This window comes from Desulfosarcina sp., assembly GCF_041551955.1.
Taxonomy (GTDB): domain Bacteria; phylum Desulfobacterota; class Desulfobacteria; order Desulfobacterales; family Desulfosarcinaceae; genus Desulfosarcina.
Genome location: NZ_JBFELV010000016.1, coordinates 15,640 through 27,725, shown reverse-complemented (window position 1 = coordinate 27,725; position 12,086 = coordinate 15,640). Strand labels below are relative to the sequence as shown.

The 12,086-nt window shown below is 55.8% G+C and carries 8 protein-coding genes; 2 read left to right on the top strand and 6 right to left on the bottom strand.

Going from position 1 to position 12,086, the window contains the following annotated elements; genetic code table 11:
• From ABYV26_RS02540 to ABYV26_RS02520, 5 genes are all read right to left on the bottom strand, one after another.
• Window positions 1-394 (bottom strand): flavodoxin family protein (locus tag ABYV26_RS02540; protein ID WP_372677864.1); only part of this gene is annotated, 394 nt, incomplete at its 3' end.
• Between the two features lie 81 nt (window positions 395-475).
• Window positions 476-982, bottom strand: a complete 507-nt coding sequence (locus ABYV26_RS02535; RefSeq protein ID WP_372677862.1) for a rubrerythrin family protein — start codon at window positions 980-982, stop codon at window positions 476-478.
• Window positions 983-1,287: 305 nt separating this feature from the next.
• Window positions 1,288-1,800, bottom strand: a complete 513-nt coding sequence (locus ABYV26_RS02530; RefSeq protein WP_372677860.1) for a cupin domain-containing protein — start codon at window positions 1,798-1,800, stop codon at window positions 1,288-1,290.
• Window positions 1,801-1,813: 13 nt separating this feature from the next.
• The gene (locus tag ABYV26_RS02525; RefSeq protein ID WP_372677858.1) at window positions 1,814-3,436 is read right to left on the bottom strand and encodes an acyl-CoA synthetase; all 1,623 of its coding nucleotides are present in this window, start codon (window positions 3,434-3,436) and stop codon (window positions 1,814-1,816) included.
• Window positions 3,437-3,498: 62 nt separating this feature from the next.
• Complete coding sequence (locus ABYV26_RS02520; protein WP_372677856.1) at window positions 3,499-6,093, bottom strand: glycosyltransferase; 2,595 nt, start codon at window positions 6,091-6,093, stop codon at window positions 3,499-3,501.
• A 469-nt stretch (window positions 6,094-6,562) separates the two neighbouring features.
• Between ABYV26_RS02520 and ABYV26_RS02515 the strand changes: the two genes are divergently transcribed.
• Both ABYV26_RS02515 and ABYV26_RS02510 read left to right on the top strand, forming a co-directional pair.
• Window positions 6,563-8,554, top strand: coding sequence for an IS701 family transposase (locus ABYV26_RS02515; protein ID WP_372677854.1), 1,992 nt, complete (start codon window positions 6,563-6,565; stop codon window positions 8,552-8,554).
• Between the two features lie 209 nt (window positions 8,555-8,763).
• Window positions 8,764-10,251, top strand: a complete 1,488-nt coding sequence (locus tag ABYV26_RS02510) for a glycoside hydrolase family 2 TIM barrel-domain containing protein (protein ID WP_372677852.1) — start codon at window positions 8,764-8,766, stop codon at window positions 10,249-10,251.
• A 22-nt stretch (window positions 10,252-10,273) separates the two neighbouring features.
• Here ABYV26_RS02510 and ABYV26_RS02505 read toward each other — a convergent pair whose 3' ends face one another.
• Complete coding sequence (locus ABYV26_RS02505; RefSeq protein WP_372677850.1) at window positions 10,274-11,290, bottom strand: D-cysteine desulfhydrase family protein; 1,017 nt, start codon at window positions 11,288-11,290, stop codon at window positions 10,274-10,276.
• Window positions 11,291-12,086: the final 796 nt, after the last annotated feature.

Here is a 12,086-nt window from a genome sequence, read left to right as displayed (position 1 = left end):
GTACCGCCCCGGCCCGGCGAACCGCCACGACGGCGGCCCCGACCTTGCGCCGCAGCATGGCACCATTGGCGATCGACACCATGCCCGCGCGGTCGATCAGGGCCTTGATTTCCGGGCTCATGCAGGCAAAATAGGTCGGTGAGCCCAAGATGATGCCGTCGGCCGCCAGCATCCGGTCCACGCAGTCGTTGAGCATGTCCTTGTCCACGGCGCAGTGCCGGTCCTTGTTCTCGAAGCACTTGTAGCAGGCAATACAGCCGCGGATGGGTTTGCCGCCGACTTGAACGGTTTCCGTCTCGATGCCCTGGCCTTCGATGGCCGCCAGCACGGTCCGGATCAAAATGGAGGTGTTGCCGTCTTTTCTGGGACTGCCGTTGAATGCGACCACTTTCATCGATTTTCCTCCTGTTGTTGATTACGCTTAAATTGAACCCTCCCCGTGGTAGGCGGCGAGGAATGCGCTCGCTATCGCAGTTCAGCCATCGATCGTTTTGAACTTCTCTTCGGGCGCACCGCAGATCGGGCACTTCTTGGGGATTTTCTTGTCGGTCACGAAGCCGCACACCTGGCAGACATGGTACTCCTTAACCGTATCCTTGATCACATTCATGATGGCCCGCTCATACAGCTTGGCATGAAAGCCCTCCGCATCCCGGGCATGGCTGAATGCCAATGCCGCCACCGTTTCCCCCTCTTCCTCGGCCGTTTTTAAAAAATCCGGGTATGCATTCTCACTGACCGATTTTTCTCTCTGGAAGGATTTTTCCAGGTTCGTATCCGTATCGTTGACGATCAGATCTTTCAGCAGGTCCATCTGCCGGGTGGCATGCACCCGCTCCGCCTCGGCGATGGCCCTAAACAGAAGGGCGACCTGGGGCACATCCTCCTGGTCTGCCTTTTCCGCATAGGCCAACAGCCGAAAGTAGGCCTTGGCTTCACCGATGAACGCTTTGTAGATGTTGTCCTTGGTTTTGGGTTGCATTACCACCTCCATGGTTAAAGATAGGGTTCGAGGGTCCAAGGGGTCGAGGGGTCAGGGATATGTCTGTCGTCGATTTTGTGCATACCAATGAGTCGCCTGCATTGGGGGTTGCCGGATTAGAAACGTTTTCCATGTCCTGAGAAGTCCGCTTGCCCCCTCGACCCCTCGACCCCTTGAATCCTTGAATCCTTGAATCCTTGAATCCTTGAATCCTTGAATCCTTGAATCCTTGAATTCTTGAATTCTTTTTTGCATCCTGTCTGATTGAATTCGAAAACAATGCCATAAAAAAACGATAACGATGGTCATCCTTCTGTCAGTTTCCGCAATATCTCCTCGGGCCATTTTTCCTTCACTTTCTCCTCACCATGAAAATAGCGAACCCGGGAACGACTCTCGAACACCTCCAGCATGGGCAAAATCGCAATCTTGCCCGAATCGGGATACTCACAGACGTCGATGCCCACCGTGGTTCGAATGTCCAGATAGACACAGGGGACGTCGCTGTGATTGTACAGCTGATGGGCGCCGGTGTCGCCCTGCTCGAAAAACACGAGATCCCCGGCGGCGACCGTTTGAAATCCTTGCGGCGTGCGCAGGGTTGCTTCGCCGGAGAGGATCAGGAACAACTCCTCGGCCGCCCGGTGGAAGTGATAGGGAAAAGAGAACCGGTCAGGAGCCAGAGAGCGGATGTCGAAATCAAGCTGCCGGGCTTCCGCCAGCTTGGCCAGCCGTGGACTGGTCTGCCAGGCAAATTCAGGCAGACTGGATTTCTTGGCTTCGAATTTGAGATCCCGGGTGTGAAACACCGTCGGCATCAATAACCCCCTTTCAGGTTGGCTCCCTATTTTTAAGTTCCCGGCGCATGATCTTCCCGGTGGCGGTCATGGGCAGGCTGCCGGTGAATTCGATCTCCCGGGGATACTCGTGGGCAGCCAGCCGCTCCTTGACGAACTGCTGGATGTCACGGGCCGTTTCCGCCGATGCGTTGCCGGGTTCCCGGAGCACAATGAATGCCTTGATGATCTCAGTGCGCACCGGATCCGGTCGACCGATGACGGCCACCATGCCCACGGCCGGATGCTTCATGATACAGTCTTCGATTTCCGCCGGTCCGATGCGGTAACCGGAACTGGTGATCAGATCGTCCTTGCGGCCCAAGAACCATAGGTATCCGTCGTCGTCCATGCGGGCCAGGTCCCCGGTGAGGCTCCAGTCATTGACAATTTTTTTCCGGGTGGCATCCGGATTCTTCCAGTACTCGAGAAACATCACCGGATCGGGGCTGCGCACGGCAATTTCACCCGCAGTACCCGCCGGCAGCGGATGACCGTCCTCATCCACCACCGCCACGGTGTGTCCGGGAATAGCCCGGCCCATGGACCCGGGTCGAATGGGCATCACCTCAGAGCAATTGCCCACCACCAGGTTGCATTCGGTTTGACCGTAAAACTCGTTGATGGTCACGCCCATAACCCGTCGGCCCCACTCCAGCAGGCCCTCTCCCAATGTCTCGCCCCCGCTGCCGATGGTTCTCATTTTAAAATCGTGGCGCACGGACGGATCCGGAACCTGGCGCATGAGCTTTAGTGCTGTGGGCGGCATGAAGGCGTTGCGGATGCGGTGTTTGGCAAGCAGGTGAAAAGCCTCCTCCGGGTCGAATTTTCTGGCACGGTGGGCAACGACGGCAATGCCGTGGTGCCAGCTGGGGAAAAGCACATCGATGAGCCCCCCGATCCAGGCCCAGTCGGCCGGCGTCCAGAACCGGTCACCCTCGCATGGAAAGAAGTTGTGCGGGAATTCAACCCCGGGCAGGTGGCCGAGAAGCACCCGGTGGGCGTGAAGGGCCCCCTTGGGTGGACCAGTGGTCCCCGAGGTGTAAATGATCAGGGCCGGGTCGTCAGCCCGTGTCTGCACCGGCGTGAAAGCCTCGCTGCCCCGGGACAGCAGATCCTGAAAAGCGGTAACGCCTTCGGGCCCATCTCCGTCGGTGACGATGATGACCCGCAGCTGCGGCAACCTGTCTCGAATGGAAAGTATTTTTGGCAGGTTGGCCGCATCGGTAATTACTCCCTTGGCCTGGCTGTCTTCGAGACGGTAGGCCAGGGCATCGGTTCCGAACAGGGTGAACAGCGGGATGGCGATGGCCCCGAGCTTGTAGAGGCCGATATGGCTGACAGCGGTCTCCGGCCGCTGGGGCAAAAGGATGCCCACCCGGTCTCCAATCCCGATGCCCATGGCCTTCAGGCCGTTGGCCAGCCGGTTGGATCGGCGCTTCAATTCGAGGAAGGTATATCGTCGTGTCCGACCCGCATCGTCTTCATAGATCAGTGCCAGGCGGTCGGGTTGATTGGCCCACTTGTCGCAGATGTCCACACCGATATTATAGTAATCAGGGGTCTCCCATCGGAAAGTGTCGCACAGTGTCTGGTAGTCCTTGCCCGGTTTGAGCATGACATTGTCTCCTTGGTTGGTAGCCAGGGGCTGCTTTTACGGAAAGAATAGGGATAGTGACCTCAAGACGCCTTCTGCCGGAGCCTCCAATCCACCAGCCGGCTCGACAAACGGGGAAATCCGCTGACCAGGGCCACGAACAGGGTGGCGGCGTATGGCAGAGACTGGACCACCAGCACGGTTACCCACAGGGTCATGTCGAGCGTGTCCATTTTCTGGCCCAATGCGATGGCCGATGCTGCGCTAAGGAGGGCGGCCAGCAACAGGATCTCCTCCATAGAAGCCGTCAGGGCCTGGGTCAGCAGAGAGGCCCCGGCCATTTTGGGGGTCCTGAAAAAAGGTTTGTCACGGGTAATGAGTCCGGAAACCATCGCCTTGGCAATCGTGTGGGAGAGCGCCAGGCCGGCCGCCGACGCAGCCAGCGTCTGGGTCAGGGTGGCATTCACCCGCGTTCGATAAAGGTAGAACATCTTACCCAATTTGAAGGCAAACAGGACAAGCGGCAGAATCGAGAAGATCACCAGCGGCGGATCAAATTTCAGGGGATCGACAATCATGGCAAATGACCACAGCAGCGCCCCCAAATTAAAGAAGAGGTTCACACCGTCGGCCAACCAGGGTAGCCACCCGGCGATGAAATGGTAGCGCTGCCCGTGACGAAGCCCACTGCCTTTTTTGAACAGCAGTAAAAAGAGGTGCCGGCGCAGGATCTGCATGGCACCGTAGGCCCAGCGGTGGCGCTGCTTCTTGTAGTCGGTAAAGGTATCAGGCATCAGCCCACGGCCGTAGGTTCGGGAGATATAGAGCGCCTCGTAGCCCCTTTCGAAGATCCGCAGCCCCAGTTCGGCATCCTCGGTAATGCACCATTCGCTCCACCCGTCGATACTTTCAAGAACCGTACGGCGGATCAGAGTCATGGTCCCGTGTTGGATGATGGCGTTGCGCTCGTTGCGTGTGACCATGCCGATGAAAAAGAAACCCCGGTATTCAGCATAGCACATGGCCTTGAAGGCATTTTCGGTGCCATCCCGATAATCCTGCGGTGCCTGGACGATGCCGATCTTGGGCTCCTTGAATTGGGGTACGAGTTCGCGCAACCAGGTTGGGCTTACGATGTAGTCGCTGTCGATCACGGCAATGATCTGAGCGGCCGCGCTGGTGCGGGACAGGGCCAAATTCAGGGCCCCGGCCTTGAAACCGGACAACGGGTTCACATGAAAAAACCGAAATCGTGAACCCAGTTTACGGCAATGGGCCTCCACTGGCTTCCAAACTTGTGGGTCACTGGTATTGTTGTCCACCACCAGCACCTCGAAATCCGGATAATCCAGTGCTGCCAGCGCATCCAGGGTATCCATGACCATGGACGGCGGCTCGTTGCAGGCCGGCAAATGAATGGATACCATGGGCAGTTGGCCATCATCGATGGCCACTGGTTGAAAAGGCCTCCGCGACCGGATGATCCAGCGTGCCTCTGCCCACTCGTGGGCTTCGGTGAGCAGCACGACAATGACCCCGACCATGCCACTGATCATCACCAGGCCCACGATGACCGTTCCCACGGTCAGGTACTGATGGATGTAGTCATAGACGACCCACACCGCCATTGAAGCGGTGGAGAAGACCAGCACTGCCAGAAACCCCCGCCCCCGGTTGCCCAGGGTCTGGCTGTCGATCAGCAGGATGGCGAAAGTGATCAGGGCGATCAGCACCGACACTCCGGCCAGAAGGTACCAGTTGGCGATGGGAACGATAGGTTGGGTGAAGGGGAATTTCTCCTGGCGAGTATCATTGTAGACGCCCCAGTAGGCGCCCACCGCACCTTCGGTGTGGCGCTTCCACGGCTGATCAAAGGCCTCCATTACGTAATAGATATACTCCTCTTGCTGGGCCCGATAAAGAAACCGTCTCAAAAAAGCTGCCTGGTTAGCCGTTGATGCGACGGCCGACCGCACGGTACGGCCGTTACTAGGCCACCCCACTTCGGCGATGACGATGGGCTTATGCGGAAAAAGAGACTTCAACAGGTTCATCTTATCGATGATGTAATCTACGGCTTGATCGATGTGAACCCCTTCCCAATAGGGCAGCATGTGAACCGCCAGGTAATCCACATGGTTGGCCAGTTCATGGTACTTGACCCAGACATGCCAAGGCTCGGCCGTACTGACCGGCACCTTCAGAGCCTTGCGTGCCTGGTCCAGGTACCCGGCCATCTGCTCCACGGTTAGTTCCTTGCGCAGCAGCACCTCATTGCCTACGACGGCCCGCACGACATTGGGGTTTTTGGCAACCTCCTCCAGGAATATCTTCATGTAGGCCTGGTTCTGCTCCTCATCGTCATCGATCCAGACGCCGGAGGCGACATTGATACCATATTTCCCAGCCAGCTCGGGAATTTTTGCCAGAACATCTTCTACCGTGTAGGTTCGGATGGCATAGCTTTTCCCCTGCAACAACTTCAGGTCGGCCTCGAGTTCCTTTTCCGATGGGTATTTCTTCTCCAACGGGCTCTGCCCGCTTTGAAAGGGTGAAAACGAAAACCCCTGAATTTGGTCCGGCCAGGGTGGCTCCTGCTCCGGTCGGTTGGCAAGCGCCCAGATGCTGACGGCCAGAATAGCGATCGCAATGGCAATGACAATGCTGGAATTTCTCATCTTACAACTACTCCACCCCTTCCGGGCGTCCAGTCGGTTGGCGGTCCTTTGTGGACCTGAAACCGAATCCCGGAAGCCATGCGAAAGGAACTGTTCGAGGGCATGGTCCTCGTTTCACGTACCGCCCATACGAGTCGGCCGCGATGGACCTTCAAAAGAGATTTTAGTACCTTTAAGGGTCATAAGGCAACAAAAAGCCACACGACAGTCTTGAAGCCCCCCTAAGCAAACCGAAAACCATACCTTCTGTCAACACCGCAGATTCCTAGCACTACAGCGAAATATTTTGTAGACAGTTAATTAAAAGGTGTGTATGCTTCCGGATAACAAGGCGATTGATCGGGGTTTCGGCTTTGCGCGTTGTGCATCCGTCGATTTGAAAAGGGCTTTTACCGTTGCCGCAGGCCTGCGCCCTGTCAACGACAACACCATGTCTACTATGCAACCATCCCAAAAACCAAGTGCTATTTTGCCGCAGGTTCCAGCTGTCGTCAACACAGATGCGATTGCCGGTGTGCTAAGCGATTATTGTCCGGCTACCGTCGCACCGATCAGTGGGTCAAAATGGGAGCCTTTATGGGATCAATGGATCAGCCGGCATCATTACCTGGGTTATCAACGACTTCTGGGACATCGACTCAAGTACCTTGCTTTTTTTAAAGATCGACCGGTAGCGGCCCTATCGTGGAGCGCTCCGGCACTGAAACTGGCCGCAAGAGATCGTTTTGTCGGTTGGTCATCGAGGCAACGCAAGCGCCATCTGCATCAGTTCGCCGCCAACAGCCGTTTTTTGATCATGCCCTGGGTTCAGATCCCCAATCTGGCCTCGCATGTGATGGCCCGGAATATTGCACGGTTGTCCGCGGATTGGCTGCACCATTTCAACCATCAACTCCTGCTGCTGGAGACTTTCATCGATGGCCGTTACTTTAAAGGCACCTGCTATAAAGCGTCTAACTGGCAGCATATTGGACATACTCACGGCAGTACGAAACAAGGCAAGGGATACCGCTATCATGGCAACCCAAAGGAGATTTACCTTTATGTTTTAGACCCTGACTTCAGACGCGTGATCGATTGCCGACAACAGCCTGCCCCTATTATTGATCGCCCTCCACCAACTCAAACCAAAGTGGAGAAGCTGGTCATGCATTTAGAACACTGCCGATGGCATCCGCAACTGACCGCCGATTTGGGTCTCGATCAGGACGATATCAAGACGATGGCCAATGAGCTGGTCAGCTTTCATCGATGCTTTCATGACGCTTATGGCCGCATCGAACATCACCGTCTGGGATTGGCCTATTTAGCCGGGCTCATGAGCCATGCCGAGGCCAAATCCGTGGAACCGATCGCGCTTGAGTTCCTCGACAAAAAATCGGTCCGTTCCATGCAGATGTTCATGAAGAACTTTCGTTGGGATCATATGTCCATGCAGCGGATCCATCAGAACATGCTGGCGCCGCTGATCGCAGCTCCCGATGGGATGATCACCGTCGATTCCGGTGATTTTGTCAAAAAGGGCAAGGAATCGGTCGGCGTGGCCCGACAGTATTGCGACGCCGTCGGAAAGGTTGAAAACTGCCAGGCCGGTGTCTTTGTCGGCTATTCCAGCGATAAGGGGTACGGTCTGCTCAACTGCCGGTTGTATATGCCCAAAAGCTGGTTTTCCAAAGAGCAGGAAGAGAGGCGCAGGTTTAACCGGGTTCCCGACGATCTGGTTTTTAAGACCAAACAGCAGATCGCCCTTAAATTAATCGATGAAGTCAGGGCAACCGGTTGTTTCCCGGCCAAGTGGTTTGGCGCCGATGTGGCTTTTGGCGGCGATGTCGATTTTTTAGACGCCCTGCCCAGGGATCTCTCTTACTTTGCCGCCATCAAGTCCGATACCCAGGTTTTTACCAAAAAGCCAAGGATCGGTCTGCCGCCCTATAAGGGCCGTGGCCGTCGTCCCAGCCAAACCCAAATATTGCCCGGGCAACCCAAGCCGAAACGCGTATCGGAAATCGCCACGTCTGGCCGTTTGTCCTTCAAGCCGGTGGTTGTTGCCGAGGGTGCCAAGGGGCCGATCATCGCAAAAGTGGCCTGCATTCGCGTCTATTTGTCTCGCGACGGATTGCCGATAGGCAATCGGCAATGGCTCTTTTTTCGAAAGGACACCGAAGGAGGGATCCAATACGCCATCTCCAATGCACCCAACAAAATCTCTCTTTTCGAGCTGGTTAAGGCCTCCACCATGCGCTGGCCGATCGAGAAGTGCTTTCAGGAAGGCAAAAGTCAGGTCGGCATGGATTGCTATGAACACCGTTCCTGGCCCGCATGGCATCGGCATATGACCTATGTGTTTTTGGCACTGCACTTTATGCTTCGAATGAAATTGCGTTTTATAAAAAACGCCGTTGCTGACGGTTCCCATGGCTCGCAAAATACTATCGATATTACTTCCCTTGAGATTTCTTAGCCTTCAAGGGGCGATGGAAATTGTTCAATATCACCTGCACCGGAATTTGGCCGCCTAAAAGTCGCACGGAAGAAAGGAATCAAGCTGGTCAAATTTTATAACCTAAATGTTACGCTGGTGTACTAAAGTTTCGCGGCAAACGGACGATATAGACCACGAAGGGCCGTTCGCGCCGGTATAACGACAGGCCGGGCAAACGGATGTCCCTGATGATTCGGAGTGAAACCGAACTGGAGGAATTTTCGATGGCGATCGTCAAGCATCTGAGCGGAATCCATCATCGCATCGGTCGGATAGTTGGTATGGCCACTTTTATCACCGTTGGAATCGTCACCCCATGTTTCGCTTCGGAGACGGGTGGGTTAAACGATCCGCCACCAGCCATGCCCATCCACATCGACGCGGAAACCCCTTTGACCACGACTGCACCGATTCCCGTCACGATTGACCTTCAGGGCGGCAGCTGCCAGCTATACCGCGGCGGCGAGCCCTATTTCATCAAAGGCGTCGGCGGACGACGGCACCTGGACATGGCGGCCGAGGCCGGCGCCAACTCCGTGCGCACATGGTCATCCCGAAATGCCGGCGATCTGCTGGATCGCGCCATGGGTTGCGGGATGACCGTCATGCTAGGCACATGGCTGTCCCATGATCGCGCCGATTATCTCGACCCGGACTACAAATCACTGATAAGAGCTGAGATTCAACAGAGCCTGGACCGGTACAAGGATCATCCGGCGCTGTTGATGTGGGCGCTGGGCAACGAAATCAACCTGAGGGGAGCCAACACGCCGGAAGCCTGGCAGTTCGTCAATGAAATGGCACGCCTGATCAAAAGCAAGGACCCGCACCATCCAGTGGTCTCCGTAATCACCTATAGTGCCAGCACGCTGAACAACATCGCCCAATTTGCCCCGGACCTTGACGCCGTGGGCATCAACGCCTATGGCGCCCTGTCCAGCGTTCGGGAGATGATCGAAGCCACCACTTATGAAGGCCCTTACATCATCACCGAATGGGGTGTCGACGGCCACTGGGAAGCCGATCGAACCGACTGGGGACGTCCCATCGAACCCACCAGCGCCCAAAAGGCCGATTTCCACCTTCAGCGGTACGGGCAAAATATCCTGGCCAACCGGGATAGATGTCTAGGTTCCTATGTCTTTGTCTGGGGCCAGAAACAGGAACGAACCCCCACTTGGTACAGCATGTTCATCGAAAATGTTCCCGGAATCGATCTGCCGAAAGCGTCGTGCCCAACCGTGGATGCGATGCACTTCAACTGGTCGGGTAATTGGCCGGCCAACCAGGCACCCAAGGTGGATGGAATGACCATCAACGGCTTTGTGGCCGCCGGCGGCGTGAGGCTGACCCCGGGGGAACCCTTTGTGGCCCAGGTGGCAGCCGCCGACCCCGAAAACGACGGGTTGCGTTATGTCTGGGAGTTGATGGAGGAGCCCACCGTTCTTGGTGTCGGCGGGTCGTTCGAGCCCAGACCCGGTGCGCTGGGCAATATCGTGGATGGGCGCCTTCCGGAGCTGAACCTGATGGCACCGGAAAGAAATGGTGAATACCGCCTGTACGTCTATGTTCTCGACGAAAAGGGGCATGTCGGCACGGCCAACATCCCTTTCCAGGTGGACCAGCCCCCGGCCCAGGACGTCGCCGTCCGACAAACCCCGGAGTCTGACAGTTGATATCTTCAAGGGATGATACGGCTTAGACAAGCATGGCAAACTGGTCCGCAACGGGAAAAAGACCGAACTGCCCGCCCGTGTGAACAAAAACGATGCGCTCACCGAAAACCTGCGGATTGACGGAGAGCTCAGCAGTCATACCGAAATAGGCCTTACCGGTATAAACCGGATCCAGCACCACGCCCTCCAACCGGACCAGGTCCCGGAGCATGGCCAGTTCTTCGGGGCGTGACAGCGCGTACCCCCGCCCCACATAACCGTCTATGATATCATAGGCTGGTATCCCGCCAGCGAGCACCGACGGCCAAGTTTCGTTGAATTGACGACAGATGCTGTCGATGATGGCCACGAAGTAGTCCCGGTCGTCACAGACGTTGACCCCCACCACCCGAATAGGAGCGCCCGACAGCAAGGCACCCAAGGCCAGACCAGCGGTGGTGCCGCCGGAACCGGCGGCACAGATCACGGTGGTGGGCTTCACCTGGCCGTCATCCAGACGCGTGAGGTCCGCTACCAGTTCGTCCATTCCGGCCACATAGCCCCAGGCACCCAAAGCCGACGATCCGCCTTCAGGGATGATGAAGGGCTTGCGCCCCTGGCTGCGCAATCGTTGGGCCTCCCGTTCGAATATCTCGTCGCGCGCCCGATACTGCTCCGGCGTAACCCAGACAATTTCAGATCCCGCCAGGCAATCCAGCAGGATGTTGCCGGATAGTGGTGGTGGCTTGGCCGGATCGACGGTGCGTAAAATCAGCCGGGAGGAGAGGCCGCACCGCACCGCCGCCAGGGCCGTGGCGCGGCAGTGGTTGGACTGGGCACCGCCGCAGGTGATCACTGTATCGGCCCCCTTGGCAAGGGCATCGGCCAACAGAAATTCCAGTTTGCGGATCTTGTTGCCGGACAATTCGCTGCCGGTATAGTCGTCTCGCTTGAAAAAGATCTCCACCCCAGCTTTTCGACTGAGCCGCTCCATTTTCTGCAGGGGAGTGGGGGTGTTGGCCAGTTGAATGCGTGGGGGAAATAAATCCGCTGGTATCATGCCTTCGCTCCTGAAAATGGGGTGACTGGAATGAATCGACTATACGAAGCAAACCGTTTCTCTTTCTACATCAGATGGACAGGAAATGACAAGGGCTCGCTGATTAGGTGTTCATGATATCCTATAATCCAACCGCTATTATAGTATTCAGTAATCAGGCTGTTATCAGGCGACCAATAAGTGGCGTTAAGAAAAGGTTTAGGGAGAGTTGTGTTTTTTCAGTGAGATGAATTTTTATGATCCGGGATTCCATCCTGCACCCTGCCCTATCAAGGAATCTTCTCGCATCAAAAGCCCAGCCTCAGCCAAAAACGCCGGCCGAAATGTCTTGAGTCAGTTCATGCAGAAGTCGTCCCGCCTGCCAGGGATTCGGTGGCGATCATATTGGCCATCATTTTCTTGGCAAAAGGGATCATGATCAACCACTTAGCCCATTATCGGAGACTGATGTTGATGGGGCAGCGCCAATTAGTTTTTTTTCATTATTTGAATAGCCGGTTGGCAACAATCTGGAAAACCAACAGGTTCTGATAATTGACGGCGCATAAATGCTTAATTCCGGCCCTGATCCTCCAAATATAAAAAATCTATGTTTCAGGGTGTTCGTATAGGTATTAACATTTTGACTTATTTATTTAGTCAATTTAGTTAATCCGACCTAGCCACGGTTCCGGCGCTGCGAATAGCTGTTGTGGGCTAATGATTTGATTTCAAAACGATCGTTACGATGGCTGCCATTTTCGGAAAGCCGGGAATCGACTCGATTCGCTGACCCACTATCAATTCACAATCACCA